At 67.6% G+C, this 15658-nt stretch carries 12 protein-coding genes; 2 read left to right on the forward strand and 10 right to left on the reverse strand.

Going from position 1 to position 15658, the window contains the following annotated elements; translation table 11 throughout:
* Positions 1-27: 27 nt before the first annotated feature.
* From M2368_RS05475 to M2368_RS05485, 3 genes are read right to left on the reverse strand one after another with little or no spacing between them, the layout of a single operon-like run.
* Positions 28-1059: a hypothetical protein gene (locus tag M2368_RS05475; protein WP_498724137.1), complete on the reverse strand. Its 1032-nt coding sequence runs from the start codon at positions 1057-1059 to the stop codon at positions 28-30.
* Positions 1056-2342 (reverse strand): MFS transporter, encoded by a 1287-nt coding sequence (locus M2368_RS05480; RefSeq protein WP_498724138.1) that lies wholly within the window; start codon positions 2340-2342, stop codon positions 1056-1058. The genes M2368_RS05475 and M2368_RS05480 overlap by 4 nt, the downstream gene beginning before the upstream one ends.
* 3 nt (positions 2343-2345) lie before the next feature.
* Positions 2346-3065, reverse strand: a complete 720-nt coding sequence (locus M2368_RS05485) for a hypothetical protein (RefSeq protein WP_498724139.1) — start codon at positions 3063-3065, stop codon at positions 2346-2348.
* 273 nt (positions 3066-3338) lie between these two features.
* On the opposite strand from M2368_RS05485, the gene M2368_RS05490 reads away from it, so the two are divergent.
* Positions 3339-3926: an acyltransferase gene (locus M2368_RS05490; RefSeq protein ID WP_400343489.1), complete on the forward strand. Its 588-nt coding sequence runs from the start codon at positions 3339-3341 to the stop codon at positions 3924-3926.
* A gap of 105 nt (positions 3927-4031) precedes the next feature.
* Positions 4032-6722 carry a WecB/TagA/CpsF family glycosyltransferase gene (locus tag M2368_RS05495; protein WP_498724140.1) on the forward strand — a complete coding sequence of 897 codons (2691 nt, stop codon included), beginning with the start codon at positions 4032-4034 and terminating at the stop codon, positions 6720-6722.
* A 36-nt stretch (positions 6723-6758) separates the two neighbouring features.
* Here the strand turns inward: M2368_RS05495 and M2368_RS05500 are convergent, their stop codons facing one another.
* The 7 genes from M2368_RS05500 to M2368_RS05530 form a co-directional block, all read right to left on the reverse strand.
* Positions 6759-8771 (reverse strand): O-antigen ligase family protein, encoded by a 2013-nt coding sequence (locus M2368_RS05500; RefSeq protein ID WP_498724141.1) that lies wholly within the window; start codon positions 8769-8771, stop codon positions 6759-6761.
* The gene (locus tag M2368_RS05505) at positions 8752-9534 is read right to left on the reverse strand and encodes a hypothetical protein (protein WP_498724142.1); all 783 of its coding nucleotides are present in this window, start codon (positions 9532-9534) and stop codon (positions 8752-8754) included. The genes M2368_RS05500 and M2368_RS05505 overlap by 20 nt, the downstream gene beginning before the upstream one ends.
* 102 nt (positions 9535-9636) lie before the next feature.
* Positions 9637-10509 carry a glycosyltransferase gene (locus M2368_RS05510; protein ID WP_498724143.1) on the reverse strand — a complete coding sequence of 291 codons (873 nt, stop codon included), beginning with the start codon at positions 10507-10509 and terminating at the stop codon, positions 9637-9639.
* Positions 10506-11768 carry a hypothetical protein gene (locus tag M2368_RS05515; protein ID WP_498724144.1) on the reverse strand — a complete coding sequence of 421 codons (1263 nt, stop codon included), beginning with the start codon at positions 11766-11768 and terminating at the stop codon, positions 10506-10508. Before M2368_RS05515 ends, M2368_RS05510 begins: the two co-directional genes overlap by 4 nt.
* Positions 11765-12907: a glycosyltransferase gene (locus M2368_RS05520; RefSeq protein ID WP_498724145.1), complete on the reverse strand. Its 1143-nt coding sequence runs from the start codon at positions 12905-12907 to the stop codon at positions 11765-11767. Before M2368_RS05520 ends, M2368_RS05515 begins: the two co-directional genes overlap by 4 nt.
* On the reverse strand, positions 12907-14172 hold the full coding sequence (locus M2368_RS05525; RefSeq protein ID WP_498724146.1) for a glycosyltransferase: 1266 nt from the start codon (positions 14170-14172) through the stop codon (positions 12907-12909). The genes M2368_RS05520 and M2368_RS05525 overlap by 1 nt, the downstream gene beginning before the upstream one ends.
* Positions 14169-15656 carry an oligosaccharide flippase family protein gene (locus M2368_RS05530; protein ID WP_498724147.1) on the reverse strand — a complete coding sequence of 496 codons (1488 nt, stop codon included), beginning with the start codon at positions 15654-15656 and terminating at the stop codon, positions 14169-14171. The genes M2368_RS05525 and M2368_RS05530 overlap by 4 nt, the downstream gene beginning before the upstream one ends.
* Positions 15657-15658 lie beyond the last annotated feature (2 nt).

Genomic DNA, 15658 nt, shown 5'->3' on the forward strand with positions numbered 1-15658 from the left:
GCCCCGCCGCCCGGGGCTTAGGCATGGCTACTGGGCGGCGCGAACCACGGAGGGCGACCACGCATGCTCAATGAACAGCTGCGGCGTGGCGTTGGCCTGGGCCTCGATGCTGAAAACATCGCTATCCCCGGGTGCGCCAGCCCGCGGCATGCCGAAGAGCAAGGTCCCTTCATCCAGCCACTCCAACTGGTCATCGAAGCCGTGTTCCAGTCCGATGACGGTCTCCTTGCGGGTTTCCAGGTCCAGGACGGCAATATCCCAGTGCGCGAGCCCCGGCTGGGCGCGGCGCTTCTTGTACGCCATCTTGGATCCGTCCGGCGACACCGAAGGGCATTCGGCGTTGGATGCCACCGATACCAGGCTCCGGCTGTCCAGGTCCCCCTTGGCCAGCCAGGTCTGGTTGCCCGAGGCCACCGTGGCATAGAACTCCTTCTCGGATATGAAGCTCACGCCCCACACATTGCGGTCAATGGCGGTCAGCGGCTTGCCTTGGATATTCATGGAAAAGTCCTCGAGGTTCCCATAGTCCGGCCCGCCCACGGATCTGATAGTGGTCTCGGTGGAAAATTGGCCAGCGGCATAGGAATGCCCCGTGACGAATGCGGTGGTGGCCACCAGCCCGCCGTCGGAGATGCGGGTCCGGCTGGGCACCCCGGACAGGGGATGCTGTTCCACCGGTTGCTGCCCGGCATTGGAGACTGTGGCCTGGAAGGTGGTGGGGATGCCCCGCTTGGTGCGCAGGCAGGACAGATGCGTGCTCGTGGCGTCCACCCGGTCGCAGGCCTGCTGCGAGAGCTGGCGCGGCCCCGAAGGTTCTGACAGGGCCACGGAGGCCACCTGCCCGTACCCTTCGCCCATGGCGGTATTGCGGAAGATGATCCGGTCAGCTGCCACCAGTTGACCAGCGATCGACACCGCCGAGGCGCCGGTGGTGCGTGCCTGGTATCGGCCGTAGGCCTGGACAGCGTAGATGGCGACGAACCCCAGCACCAGCACCGCGATCACCACCAGGGCCAGCCACCTGCTCTTGGCCGGGAACCGGGAACGCGCAGGTGTCATGGGGCCACCGCATTCCCCGCAGGCTTGCCGCGGCCAGCCAGCAGCCGCCAGGCAAGGGGAACCAGCAGCAGCAACAGCGCTGCCGCGATGAGCATGGCGGCGGTGCTGCCCAGCAGGATCCACAGCACTCCGAAACCGGAGGACGCCAGCAGCCGGGCCACAGCCACCACCGTCTGCGCGGCCCCGATGGCGCTCGAGGTGGATCCGGCCGGGGCCAGCTGGCCGGCCAGGGCGGCGAGCACCCCGTCGGTAGCCGCATAGAAGGTGCCCAGCAGGGCCAGCGCGCCAAGCAGGAACAGCCAGGAGCCGCCGGCGGCCGCGCACGCGTAGGCCAGGGCGAGCGCCAGATGCCCCAGGACGAAGATCGCCGACCGCGAGGTCCGGTCCGCCAGCCTGCCCAACGGGAGGGCCAGCGACAAGAAGAAGAGATTCGAGCCGACGAAAAGCAGCGGGAACCACAGGGCATCGAGTTGCCCGTGCTCCATCAATGCCAGGTACACGAAGCCGTCGCCAATGGTCAGCAGCCCCAGGAACCCGGCGGCCAGCAGCACCCTGCCCAGCGGACCGCGAGCCAGTTCGCGCAGTTTCGGCTTGCCCGCCGCCACGGTGGCATCCGGCTGGTCCGCGGCGGCGGGTCCGGAATCCACGAGCTTGCTGTTGGGCACCAGCAGGGCCAGCACCGCCACCCCGAGCACCGCGGCGGCCAAGGACACCACGAACACCATCCGGTAGTCCCCGGGAACCAGCACCAGCACGAGGAAGGCCAGCAACGGGCCGAAGGTCGCGCCGAGCGTGTCCAGCAGCCGGTGGAGCCCGAAAGAGCGGGCCAAATGCTCGGGCTGCGACGCGGCCTGGATCATCGCATCGCGCGGTGCGGTCCGGATCCCCTTGCCGATCCGGTCAAGGCCGATCGCCCCCAGGATGCCGCCGAACCCGGTGGCGAATAGCAGCCCGGCACGGGCGAGCATCGACAGGCCGTAGCCGGCGGTGGCGATCGGCTTGGGCCGGTTGCTGCGATCCGCGGCGTAGCCGGCGCCGATGCGCACCACCGAGCTGATGGACTGGTTCATGCCCTCGAAGAAGCCGTAGGCCACCATGGACATCCCCAGGGCCCCGGTGATGTACAGCGGCAGGATGGCAGCTACCGACTCGGAGGAGATATCGGTCAGCATGCTCACCAGCCCCAGGGCGATGACCGTGGGCGAAGCCTTGAAGGCCACCGTTGCGGCACGCTGCGCCCCGGCGGCTTTTCCGGATTTCCAGTCGGAAAGGCTCAGGTACACCTGCTACTCCTGGACTTCGAAGATGCCCGCGGCAACGATGGAGGTGGCCCCGGTGGGCAGCTGGCGCACGGTCACCGTGGTGGATTCGGCCCCGTAGGATCCGGAGAGCTGGGTGGTCCCCTCGGCCGGCGCGCTTTGGGTGGTCAGCCAGTTGAGCTTCTCGAAGTGCTTGGCGTAGAAGGCCAGCACCTCATCCACGCTGTCGCTGCTGCGTCCCTCGACACCGACAAGCACCTTCTTGGCCTGGTTCTGCACCGAGGACTGCACGATGGAGGTGGACTTAGGCACCGGGACGGCGGACTTCGGGAATCCCTTGACCAGCTTGCCCTCGGCCACCGAGGACTTCGGGGCCGTCTCCAGCAACGGCTCGCGCTTCGGGGTATCGGGCAAGGCGAATTGCGAGGGCTTGGCTGCTTCGGGCACTTCCAGCCGGGATTCCGTGGCGCTGGGCTGCGGGTCCCAGGAGGGACGTGTCGCCTCGGGCTTCGGCGCGGACTGCTCTGGTGCGGATTCTTTCTTGGATTCACCGCTAGGCTCGGCGGTTCCGGCAGTTGCCGGGCCGTCCGTGGGCTGGGCTGCGGGGCTGGTGGCCACAGGATCCGTCGTGGCTGGCGATTGCTGGCCCGCGGTGGGTTTCGGCCCGCCGAAATCCAGGGCCAGGGCGGCCACGAGGAGTATCGCGGCGGCACCCAGTATGATCGTGGCCAGAACCTTGCTTTTCATGCTTTCCCCCAGCACCCATCCGGTATCGAAGAAACACGGGATGACCTGCTCACTAGGCTATACCTCGGACAGGGAAGATATAAGCGCGGTACGGAAGCTGCGCTACTCGAGATCTACCTGCTTCGGCTGATTGGCTGCCTTGCCTGTACCCTCGTTCTGCGCTGATCAATTCCGCGCCAGCCTCCAGGACCTATGCTCAATCCAACAGGGATGCGGCATTGGGGTCCGCTTCCCGCGCCGTTCTTCGCGGACCGGATTCTTGGGGGAAATTTCATGACTCGCATCGAGCAGACTGCCGATGTCTCGCCGTCGGCGGACATCGGCCAAGGCAGCAGCATCTGGCATTTGGCCCAGGTCCGCGAAGGGGCAGTCCTCGGGGAGAACTGCAATATCGGCCGGGGTGCCTACATCGGGCCCGGCGCGGTCCTGGGCAGGAACTGCAAAATACAAAATTATGCGCTGGTCTACGAGCCGGCCCGGCTGGGCGATGGCGTGTTCATCGGCCCGGCCGCGGTGCTGACCAATGACCTGTTTCCCCGGGCCATCAATCCCGACGGAAGCCGCAAGGCAAACGGGGATTGGCAGGCCGTGGCGGTGACCATCGGCCAAGGCGCATCCATTGGCGCCCGCGCGGTGTGCATCGCGCCGGTGGACATCGGCCAGTGGGCCATGGTGGCCGCCGGAGCGGTGGTCAACCGCGACGTGCCGGCCCACGCCCTGGTGGCCGGAGTGCCGGCACGGCAAATCGGCTGGGTGGGAACCTCCGGGCAGCGCCTTGAATTCAAGGACGGCTGCTGGCAGTGCCCTGCCACCGGCGAGCGCTACGAGCAGCTGGGAACCGGCTCCATGGCCTCGGCCTGAGCCCGGCCGCCCGGGCCTTACCGTACTTCTTTTTCCTTTCCTTGCCGGTGCGCGGCAGGCCACGCCGGACGCGCACCGGCATCCGCAAGCAATCCAGGGATGATCATGACTGACGCAGCTGACCGCGCCGACCTCGCCGGAATCGTGGTGGATTTGCTGGCCCAGGATGAGGCCGTGCACCGCATCATCAACCACGCGCTGCACGTCAGGCGGGAAGCCGATTCCCGGCCGGCGGCACTGTCCGTGGTCTCGGCAAATCTGGACCATATCGTGCAATTCGGCCACGGCGGGCGCTGGCAGGGGACGCTGGGCGATTCGCTGCACCCCACCTGGTCCTTGCGTTGCCTTCCCGACGCGTTCGATGCCCCGGCCATGCAATGGCTGAACCTGCTGGACGGAGCGCCGCTGGTGCTGCGCGCCCAGCAGCTGACCGGGCGGCGCTGGCCGCGTCTTGCCGGCAGCGACCTGATCGGCCCGATCCTCGATGAGGCCGCAGCCCGCGGGCTGCGGGTGGGATTCCTTGGCGGGCAGCCAGCCATCCAGGCGGAACTGGCCGTGCAGCTGGCGCAGCGCCGCCCTAAGCTGCAGGTCTGCGGGTTCTGGGCACCACAGCGCCAAGACATCGAGGACGAGGGCCGCTCGCTGCGCCTGGCCGAGCAGATCCGTGCAAGCGGCACCGAGATCCTCGTGGTGGGCCTGGGCAAGCCGCGCCAGGAGCTGTGGATGGCTTCCTACGGCGCGCTGACCGGCGCCAGCGTCCTGCTGGCCTTCGGTGCCGTGGTGGATTTCCTGGCCGGGACGGTGCGACGCGCACCGCAGCGGGTCGCTGGCAGCGGACTGGAATGGGCGTGGCGGCTGGGGCTGGAGCCGCGCCGGCTGGCGCGGCGCTACCTGGTCGATGATCCTCCGGGCCTGGTGGCCCTGCAGCGCCGGAGCCAGCTGCTTGCTCCTGGCACCCGGGTTCAGCCCCTGCCCGAGGCACCCCGGCCCGTACGGCCGCTGCACCAGGTCGGCAACAGCCGCTTCATCACCGGCCGGGGACTTGCCGATGTGGCGGTGCTTGCCGTCACCTACAACAACGCCGATTCGGTGGACCAGCTGATCGGCAGCCTGCGCGCCGAAGCCAGCGGCCTGCGGCTTCGCGTGGTCATCGCCGACAACGGCTCTTCGGACACTACGCTGGCACAGCTAAGCGGGCACGATGATGTCATCGTCATCCCCACCGGTTCCAATCTGGGCTATGCCGGCGGGATCAATGCGGCCCGCCGGCACGCCGGGGACAGCGCCGCGGTGCTGGTGCTGAACCCCGATCTGGCCGTGGGCCGCGGAGCCATCAGCAGCCTGCTGCAGCGCCTGCGGCACAGCCAGGCCGGGATCGTGGTCCCCCGGCTGCTGGAAGCCAACGGCCGGACCTACACCTCCTTGCGCCGCGAGCCGAACGTGGCCAGGGCCGCCGGGGATGCGCTCTTCGGCGAGCGCCTGGCCCAGCGCCCGGGCTGGGGCTCGGAAATCGACTACGATCCCGAGAGCTATGCCCACCCGCACCGCATCGACTGGGCCACCGGGGCCGCCTTGCTCATCGACTCGGCACTGGAACGCCGGCTGGGCCCGTGGGATGAGCAATTCTTCTTGTACTCCGAGGAGACCGACTACTTCAAGCGGGCCCGGGACGCCGGGGCGAGCATCTGGTACGAGCCCGCAGCGCGCATGACCCATGAGATGGGCGGCTCCGGGGCGTCGGTGCAGCTGGAGTCGCTGATGGCGGTCAACCGGATCCGCTACGCCCGCAAGCACCAGCCTGCGCGCACCGCGGCCCTGTTCCGCACGGCGGTCATTGGCCATGAGGCCTTGCGCAGTTGGAAGCCCGAGCGCCGCGGGATCTTGCGCACGGTGGTGGATGAGCCGTCCTGGGCCACCCTTCCGGCCGCGACCGGCGGCGTGCAGCCCGCCCGGCAATTCCCTTCTGGCACGGTGATCATCCCGGCGCACAATGAAGCGGCGGTCATCGCCCGGACCCTGGAGCCATTGCAGCCGCTGGCCCGGGCCGGGCTGGTGCAGGTCATTGTCTCCTGCAACGGGTGCACCGATGGCACCGCGCAGATTGCCCGCGGCTTCGATGGGATCCAGGTCATCGAGGCTTCCGCCTCGTCCAAGGTCGCGGCGCTGAACAAGGCCGATGCCCAGGCAACACGGTTCCCGCGGCTGTACCTGGACGCGGACATCGAAATCGCGCCCAGCGCCCTGCGCATGGTGTTCGAGCACCTGGCCACGCCTGGGATGCTCTCGGCTCGACCGGCCTTCGCCTACGACACTACCGGCGCCTCTTGGCTGGTCAAGTCGTTCTACCGCGCCCGGCGGCGGATTCCCGGCACCAACCAGGCGCTCTGGGGTGCCGGGGCCTATGGGCTGAGCAGGGAGGGGCGGGCCCGCTTTGCTGATTTTCCCGCGGTGCTTGCCGATGACCTGTTCATCGACCAGCAGTTCACTGCAGCAGAGAAGACGGTGCTGCCCACCGTCCCGGTGCAGGTGAAGACCCCGCGCAATGCGCATTCGCTGCTGGCCATCTTGCGCCGGAACTACCGGGGGCAGCATGAGCTGCACCGGTCCAACGCGGCGCAGCCGAGCACGCGTTCGACCCTGGGCCAGCTGCTGGCTTCGGTTTCCGGCCCGTTCTCGGCCTGGGACGCCCTGGTGTACGCCGGCATGGTGGTCTTGGCCCGGGTCCCGAAGAAGCCCGCTGCTGCCGGGCCACGCGCGGTGTGGGAGCGCGATGATTCCAGCAGGCAGGCTGCCTAGGCCCGCCGTGCGGTGCAGCGCTTTGCCCTCGCGTGCCTACGCCGGGGACCGGCGCCAGGAGACGAACTTGTGCAGGCTCATGGCCCCGGCGAAAGCGGTACCCAGGGCCAGGGCCAGCAGGACCGCCAACGCGTACTTGGTGCGCACATCCACATAGCCCACGGGAATGGTCTGCGCTACCCGTTCGGTAGTGATCTGCGAGGATTTCCAGATGCCGGCAGCCTGCTGCGGTTCCGTGGCCAACGCGGCGATCTCCTTCGATATCTCGGCGGCCCGCTGCTGTGCAGCTTCCGGCGTGCTCTTGACGATCTCCACGGAGAGCTGGGACTTGTTGAAATTGGTTTGCCATTGCCCGCCGGCATCCGGCAGGTACACCGCTTCGGCATCGTGCAGGCCGGTGCCGTACAAGGGCGCCCGCACCGGACGGATATCGGCCTCACGGTGCTTGTCCTGGTAGATCCGCTGCACCAGCGCCGCGTAGTGCACGGTGGATGAGGCCTCGGTGCGCAGCGCGTTGTCCTTGGTCGCTCCCGGCGGAGCCTGGAACACGACGTCGAACTTCGTGTAGTACACGCCCGTGGCAGCACGGACGTTCAGCCCTGCCGGGATGAACGCGGCCAGGATCAGCAGCACGGCAAACCACCAGCGCAGCACCACGAACAGCAAACGGCGGATCCGCCGCTTGGTCAAGCGCGGCGGCTCCCCCGGCCCGGCGGCCGCCAGCGGCCCGGCGGCCTGCTCCTGCGAGATGTTCCAGTGCGCGCCGGCCAGGCCCAGCATCAGCGAAAGCATGCCCATGGCCTGGGGGAAGTGGAATGAGTCGAAGAAGGCGCTGAGCAGGGCGGCGGCCAGGATCCCGGCGCCAATGGCCGGCCCCAGGGCCGCGATCTTGCGATCCGTTCCCCACGGCCGGAAGATCGTGCAGGCAGCGCTGATGAGCACCAGGGCGATGAAAGCCAGCACCCCGAGCACCCCCAGCTCAATGAGCAAGCCGATGTACTGGTTGTCGAATATCCGGTAGTCCGCGGTCATGGTGCCCAGTCCGCGCCCCAGCCACGGGGCAACCATCAGGTACCCGGCAATCGACGGGTAGCTGGAGGTACGCGAATCGATGCTGGAGTCGGGGCCGGAGAACATGCCCATGATGGTTCCGGCAAGCCCCGGGACCGCCACGTACAGCACGCCAAGGCCGGCAAGTCCCGCGATCAACGCCATCTTGCGCACCCGCGGGGACCAAGTGGGCACCAGCACCAGCATGGCCACCGCGATGCCGATCAAGGCAGAACGCGTCACCGAGAGGATCGCCGCGCCGCCGATCAGCGCGGATGGAAGCCATCTGGCCATCATCTTCTGCCCGGCCCCGTATATGGCCAAGGTCAGGGCAACCGGCAAGGTCGCCGAAAGCACCGAGGCATACTCCAAGGCGTGCCGAGCGGTCGCTTCGGGGCGGATGAAGCCCGCGCGGGAATCCACCCCGCCGGTCCCGGCACCAGACAGTCCCGGGATGTCGATCTGGTCAACGAAATCCAGGCCGGTGAAGAATTGGACCAGGCCCAGCAGCGCGTAGCCGCCGCCCAGCCAGGCCACCCGCTTGAGCAGGAGCAGGAACCGCTCGCGGTCCCGCAGCCCGTCATTGGCCACCAGCACCACCCCGGCGAAGCCGGCGATCTTGATCAGGTTCATCAGCGCGCCATTGCTGTCAATGAAGGGCAGCGCCAGCTGCGATGAATTGACGTAGCTGGCCAAGACCATCCCGATGAAGACGAACAAGGCAATGCGGATGATCTGCAGCCTGGGCGCCTGCTCGACACGGATTCCGCGCACATGGTGCCAGACCCACCACAGCAGCATCGCCAAGGCGAAAAGCGTGGAAGGAGACCCGGCGGCACCCAGCGGGCCGATCCCCCGGTCGGAGGGGACTGCCAGCAGCAAGAACAGGTAGGCGGTCAACACCGTCGTGGCATCGATCCGCTTCACGGGCCGCGGTTCGAAATCGCGCAGCTTCTGCCTCAAGCCCCCGGCCGGCCCGCTAGCCTCTGAGGCGAGCACGTTCGCTTCCACGCTTCATCCCGGTCTCGGACCCGGTGTGCCCAGGTTCCTGCTCCACCGGCTGCACGGAGGACTTCAGGGGCTGGATTGGCGCCAGGCTTCCTGGACCTTCGTGCACCGCCAGCGATCCGGTTCCCCTTCCCAGCTTCCGCAGTGCACGGCGCTTCTTCAATGCCAGCAGCATGCGATCGAGCAGTCCGGCGCCCAGCAAGGAGGCGCTGATGCCGCCCAGCGCAACGAAAGCCGTGAACTGGATCTGCCGTTTGCTGTTCGGCTCCGGCACCAGGTCCTTGGACAACGCCATGGAGGTGATCACCGAATTCTCCGGCACGTCCAACTCGGCCTGCAGGGTTTTGAGCGTGGCGGGAATCGAAGCCAAGGTGTCCTCGAGCAGGGATATGGTGTCCTCGGCCGTGTCGGCAGTCACGGTGATCGCCGCGATGGGACCGGAAGTGGTCGCATCCTTGGCAATGGCGACTTCAGCTCCCTGGTACTTCTCCACGATCGGAGTAATGACTTCCGGGGAGGTGGTCTTCACCTGGAGCACGCCCAGCGCCTGGTCCAGCCCTCCGAGGTAGAGGTACGGATTGTCCCCCACCGTCACCGCGACCTTGGGCGGAATGAGCACCACGCTGCCCTCGGCCTCATAGGTCGGCTCGATGGCATTGAAAATGTAGTAGCTGCCCAAGCCGGTAAGCACCAGCCCCAAGACCAGGATGTACCAGCGTCTGAGGCAGCTGAAAAGCAGATCACGTAAAAACATTGTTTCCCCCAATTTTTTGTTTTCACCCGGTGCCGGCTTCCCCAAGCCTGCACCTGCAGCCCATTGTCCGGGCTGTTGGACAGTAGATCAATGGATCCGGGCTCAGCGCCGGGCAGGAGAATATTTCCCTGCCCATTCCTTGGCCCGTCCCAGCAGGTCCCGGCCTCCCAGGGCGATGATCGCCTCCTTGGCGCTGCGGCGCAGAACCTCCTTGAGCACGCGGGCAGGACGCAAGATGAATCGCTCGCCCAGGCTCTCCCAGCCCCGCGGCGCGGCGGCATCGTGCAGGCCGCCGGCAAAGTCCCGTGCGTAGGCCCCCGGCCCCACCCGCCGTCCGCGAACGCGGTTGCTGACATTGGAGCCGTGGATCACCTGCAGCCAGCCGGGCTTCCCGCCAATGCCGATGACGGGCAGATGCTCCGAAAGCCTGTTGTGCCAGTCCATCCAGCAGGTTTCAGGCTCGCTCCACGGGGCGGCCACCGAGCAGAAGGCGTTGAACGGGTCCTGGCGCAGGTACAACCGGTGCCCGCGCTGGATCAGCCCCTGGCCGATATACAGCGCCGCGGGGCCCGCATCGGCCACGGCATCCTGCACCCTCTGGACAAAGTCCAGGCACAGTCCGTCATCGTTGTCCAGGTTCGTGGTCAACAGGACGTCACGGGATCCCGCACCGGCGGCCCTGAGGTCGTGGAGCAGCTCTGCTGGCGAAACCGAATCGCGGAACACCGGGATGAAGCTCCGGTCCGCGCCCAGCTGCCCGATGCGCTCCTTGAGCCACTGCGGGCTGTGCGGATCGAAATAGATCACCCAGGTGAAATCCTTGCGCGTCTGCTGCCGGATGCTGGGAAGGCAGTACTTCTCGAACAGCTCCTGCCGGCTGCGCAGCCAGCCATCCTGGGCGCGGGCCAGGCTCTCCACCCCCTTGGAGGGGAGATTGAACCGGGTCAGGATGATGTGGTCGATAGTCGGTTTCATAGCTTCACCTTGTAGACGTGGTAGCTGTACTCGTGGTCGAAGGAATCAACGAAGGCCCCGTTTTCCACCGGGATCTGCCGATCCTCGAAAAGCACTTCAACTGTTCTGCCGGAAATCCCTTCCGGCAGCTGGAGCTGCAGCTGGCCCGGCTCGGCACCCGGGACCGGCATGGCAAAGACATACGCATGCCCCTGGTGCACCTTGAGCATGGTGTCTGCTCGGGCATTGAATTCGAAAGCCAGGGACTGGGTGTTGATCACCTGCGCCAGCTGGTGGATCTGGTTGTTGACGATGCGCGCGGCGTCAACCTGCCGGGCACCGCAGTACCCCACATGCACCTGCGCCATGCGGAAGACGTTGCCGCCCTTGCACGGCCCGGAAAGCGCCTGGTTGAAGTACAGGATGCCGCGGGCCTCATGGATCACCGAGTTCATCACCGCGCCGCGCAATTGCCCGGCGCCGATGTAGCCATCGAAGGCGGCCTCGTTGTCGGTTCCGCCCATGTTCTCCACGAACTGCCACAGCGGCTGCAGCTTCCCGTCCTGGGCATCGCGTTGGCGCAGCGCGTCCATGGTCTGCCCGTAGCTGGAGGCCGTCCGGCAGGAGTCCTGCTTGACCGGAACCAGCGAGACATCGCGATAGGGTTCGGCCGCGCAATGCGGGATGGTGTACCAGTACTTGTCCACCGACACCACGTCGGTGAAGCCGTTGACGTACTTCTGCGAGTCGCTGGCCGCCATGTCGTTTTCCAGCACCATGTAGGTGAAGTTCGCGTACTTGAACAGCCCTTCGGGCACCTCGGAGCTCAGCTGCGCCAGGTGCCGGCGTCCGGCTTCGGGCTCGAACCGACCGTCCACCTCGTCATCGAGGATGTACCCGACCCAGCTCGGGGTGTTGGCATTGAAGGTCCCGTTGATGGCACCGCCGATCCAGTACAGGCCGTTGGAATCGAGCCAGGCCGCGTCGAAGCTGGCCGGCATGCCGATGTACGTGTTGATCCCAAGGGCCTTGTCGAAATCCACTTCTTCCTGGCTGGAGATCCCGTTGTACCAGGCCACAATCGGGAAGAACGACGGGTCATCCCAGCCGGCGGCGTCGGCCCGGGCAAATTGCTTCCAGTACTCCGGGCCGCCCTCCCACGGGATCTGCTCCAGGCCCAGGGGCCCGATGCTCGGCGGCGGCTCGGCCTGCGAGCTGGTGCAGCCGGCCAATACCAGGCTGCAGGCCGCGGCGAGGGCCAGGGCGCACATGCTTTTCATGCCTGCACCTTGATCCTTCCGATGAGGCTCGCTGCCCGCGCCTGCCAGGAATGCCCGTTGGCGAAGTCGATCCGCCGCTGGCGGTCGCTTCCCTGCGCGCCGCCCGCCGCGAGCTGTCCTGCGAGCTCCACGAAGTGCTCGGGGGAACCGGCGACACGGATGAACGGGGTGTCCAGCCAGCGGACGGCCGGGGAATCGGTGGAGACCACGGCGAGCCCGGCAGCAAGGTAGTCCAAGGTCTTCAACGGGAAGCTGGCCCTGTTGAATTCGTTGTCCAGATAGGGGGTGATGCCCACCATGGCGCCGGCGAGCAGCGCGGGCACCTCGCCGGGCGCGACCTCTCCATGCCATTGCACATTTTCGGCGGCCAGGAACCGGTCCAGGCCTGCTACGGCCACCGGGTCGCGCTCACGCCTCGGGCCGATCACCTCGATGGGCAGCCCGGACGCGGCCAGCTGCTGGAGCACTGCCATATCCAGCCGCTCGTTCAGCTGGCCCAGGAGCACCACCTTGCCGGTCGATTCCGGCGCCGGGCAGCTGCCCTGGCCCTGCGGATACAGGACCGTGCACCCATTGGGAACCACCTGCACCAGCGCCTTCGAATCCACCTCATGCAGCACCCGTTCCAGATACGGGGACACGGCGCTGACCTGATCGGCCTCGGCCAGGTTCTTCGCGAGCCGGCGGCGCACCTGCCGGGGGCCAAGGCCCATCATCGCAGCGCCTTGAACCCAGTCATCGGTCACGTGCAGCAAGCGCTCGCCGGTGGATCCGGCCGGGAATTCATCGCGCGGCGAGAGCAGCAAGGTGGCCTGCACGCGCAGCCCGAGGCGGCGCTGGGCCCGGAGCATGGCGGCATCGCGCAGGGCCTTGGCCAGCAGGTCCAGTCCCGGACGGGTGAACCCGGGGGCGACCAGGTAGCGCAAGCGGATGATCGACTCCTGCAGCTGGTCCAGATGCGCGAAGCCGGCCCCGGCGGGCCGCAGCACCCGGGCCGGGCCGGCGAAGGGCACCGGAGGGTCCACCCACAGCACCTGGCAATGCTCCGACAGGGCCTGGGCCAGGCGGTGGTCGGTGCCCTGGGTATCCTCCCACCGGGTTCCCGGGATGACCACTATGGCATCGCGAAGCCCGCGCATCAGGCACGCACCGCAGGCCGGCCGGATGCCCCGGCCGAACGCAGGGCAGCCGTGGCGTTGAAGTCGTCGGCGGCCACGCTGCCGCGCATCCGCGCGGCCAGCCGGGAGAACTTGTACCGGGCAAAGCGGGCGGCGGCCAGGGTGTACTCCGCGCCCAGCCGGTTGCGCCCCTGGCCCTGGGCCAGCACCTGGCGGTAGAACTGCACCTGGCGCCGGGCCGATGCCTGGAGCGAGAAACGCTCAACCACCACACGGCGCGCGAAATCGCCCAGGCGCTGGCGCAGCGCCGCATCGGCCAGCAGCGGGCGCAGCTGGGCTTGGAGCGCATCGGCTCCCTGCCCGCTGCCCGCTCCTGCCCCGTACCACCCCTGGAAGAGGAATCCGGGCAGGGAGGATTCATCCACAACGCGCCAGAACCCGCTTTCGCCCTGGACCACCGCCGGCTTGCCGAAGGCCATGGCCCGCAGGATCGAGCCTCCCATGCCCAGGACGATATCCGCCTTCTGGTAGACCCAGCGCGGATCCTCCAGTTCCCCGGTGAGCACCACGCGCAGCTGGCCGGCGCGCCTGTTGGCCTCGTCCGCGGCGGCAGCCACCTCGCCGGCCGCCGGGCCGCCGCCGGCAATCACCAGCTGCACCGGTTCCCCGCCCGGGATGCGCCCGATGACCTCGATGGCCCGCAGGATTCCCTCGAGCTTCATTTCGCGGGCCAGCCGCGAGACGATCGCGATGGTCAGCCCGCCGCCGTGGATCCCCCAGCGCTGCGACATCTCGCGCACCGGCAGTTCAAGGCCCGGCCGGTTCAGCCGCGTGTCGATGGGCGGTTCCATCAGTTCCACCAGGGCGCGTCCGAATTCCCGTTCCGCCGCGGCGATCTGCTCCGTGCCCACCAGCAGCGGGGTGTGCGTGGGAATGAAGGGGGCCACGGACATCGACAGCACGGTGCTGACCGCCGTGGCCGGGGCATTGAAGCACGCCAGTTCCGCTTCCAGGCTCGGAGGCCACTCATAGCCGTGGACGATGTCGATGCCGCGCTGGGCGATGGCCTGTTCCAGGGCGCTGACCACCTTGCGGCTTGGACGGCGGCCCGGCTCGGGCAGCTCGATGAATTCCAGGCCGAGTTCGCCCACCTTGGCGCGCAGGCTGCCGTGCTGCCCGGCAACCGCCACATCGTAGCCCAGGTCCTTGACGGCCGCTGCCAGCTCGATGGCGTTCAGCTGGCTGCCGCCCAGGTTCATGTCGTGCGGGTAAACCAGGATCTTCATGATGTTTCCTCCAACGTTTTCGCCCGGGCAATCCCCCGGAGGCTGGCCAGGTCCTCTCGGCGCAGGTAAATGAGCCCGGCCATGGTGGCCAGGCACAGGCCGCCCACGGCCAGCAGGCCCAGCAGGGCATTTTCTATGGACGCCACCAGCATCCAGCCCGCGGCTCCCAGCCCCAGGCCGGCCAGCACCGGCAGCCATAGGCGGGCGGACAATGCGCCCAGCCCGATGCCCAGGGAGCGCAGATTCCACAGGTACAGGGGCAGCATCACGGCAAAGGCCACGGCCGCTTGCGCCGCCGCCACCCCGGCCAGACCGCCGAAGCGGGCTCCGGCCAGCAGCGAGGGGATCAGCACAAGCAGCCCGATGACCTGGATGCGCAGGATCGCCGTGGTGCTGCCGATCACCACGATGCAGTCGTAGGCCAGTTCGCAGAAGACCTTGGACAGCGCGGCAATGACCAGCCAGCTGAGCACCGGCGCCGCTTGGCTCCAGGGATCGCCGTAGACGAAGCGGACCAGCGGCTCGGCCGCCACTGCCAGCGCAATGAATGCCGGGATCGTGGCGCAAGCGATGATGCTGGACAACGCGATGATGAATTTCTTCAGCCCGGCGAAATCCTGCGCCAGCGCGGCGAAGGTTGCCGGGGCAACGCGCCGCAGCGGCTGGGAGACTATCGACAGCGGCCAGCTGGAGAGATTGAAGGCCAGCACGTACAGCCCCAGCGCGATCGACCCGAGCATGGCGCCGGTGGCCAGCTGGTCCGCGTAGCCGATGGCGAAGACGATCATGCTCGAACCGGCCAAAGGCAAGCCGAATTTCAGCAGCGCCCCGGCCGATGCCTTGTCCCACCCGAAGCGGTAGGGCAACGGCGAGGCCCTGAGGAACATGATGGCCGAAATGATCCCGCCCAGCAGCCGGCCGATGGCCAGGGCCATCGCCCCGAATCCCGCCAGGGCCAAGACCACCGAGCTGATGGCCCCCACCCAAACGTTGGCCTGGTCGATGCCCATCCGGGTGCGTTCCTCGAATCCCCTTTGCAGCAAAGCGGCCGGGGCCGCCACCGCCCCATTGACCAGCACCGAGACGATCAGCAGCCTCACTACCCAGGTGGCCGAGCCATCGCCCATCAGCGCGGTGAAGGACGGGGTGGCAAGCCACGCAACGGCGCAGAAGATGGTGCTGCCGATCACCGAGATCGTATTCACCGTGGGGGCAATCACTGCCGGATCGCCGGGCCAACGCACGATGGCCAGGCTGACCCCGAGCTCGTTGAAGCTGAGCACAGCCATCAGGGCCACCAGCGCGATGGCGAAGGTGCCGAATTGCTCCGGCCCCAGGATCCTGGCCAGCACAATGCCGATGCCCAGGGTGCCCAGGCGCGAAACCAGCGTATTGCCCAAGGACCAGGCAAAGGCTCCCGAAGAAGTCAAGGCGCCCGCGGCCCGCGGGATCTTCGGCTCCCGCAGTGCGCCTTCCCCGGCCATGG

This window comes from Arthrobacter sp. JUb119 (assembly GCF_024807995.1).
Classification (GTDB): Bacteria; Actinomycetota; Actinomycetes; order Actinomycetales; family Micrococcaceae; genus Glutamicibacter.

Coding starts and splice junctions, on each gene's coding strand:
- M2368_RS05515 (WP_498724144.1), bottom strand. CDS start 11,768: ATGAAAAGCATGTGCGCCCTGGCCCTCGCCGCGGCCTGCAGCCTGGTA.
- M2368_RS05510 (WP_498724143.1), bottom strand. CDS start 10,509: ATGAAACCGACTATCGACCACATCATCCTGACCCGGTTCAATCTCCCC.
- M2368_RS05505 (WP_498724142.1), bottom strand. CDS start 9,534: ATGTTTTTACGTGATCTGCTTTTCAGCTGCCTCAGACGCTGGTACATC.
- M2368_RS05495 (WP_498724140.1), top strand. CDS start 4,032: ATGACTGACGCAGCTGACCGCGCCGACCTCGCCGGAATCGTGGTGGAT.
- M2368_RS05490 (WP_400343489.1), top strand. CDS start 3,339: ATGACTCGCATCGAGCAGACTGCCGATGTCTCGCCGTCGGCGGACATC.
- M2368_RS05475 (WP_498724137.1), bottom strand. CDS start 1,059: ATGACACCTGCGCGTTCCCGGTTCCCGGCCAAGAGCAGGTGGCTGGCC.
- M2368_RS05530 (WP_498724147.1), bottom strand. CDS start 15,656: ATGGCCGGGGAAGGCGCACTGCGGGAGCCGAAGATCCCGCGGGCCGCG.
- M2368_RS05520 (WP_498724145.1), bottom strand. CDS start 12,907: ATGCGCGGGCTTCGCGATGCCATAGTGGTCATCCCGGGAACCCGGTGG.
- M2368_RS05525 (WP_498724146.1), bottom strand. CDS start 14,172: ATGAAGATCCTGGTTTACCCGCACGACATGAACCTGGGCGGCAGCCAG.
- M2368_RS05485 (WP_498724139.1), bottom strand. CDS start 3,065: ATGAAAAGCAAGGTTCTGGCCACGATCATACTGGGTGCCGCCGCGATA.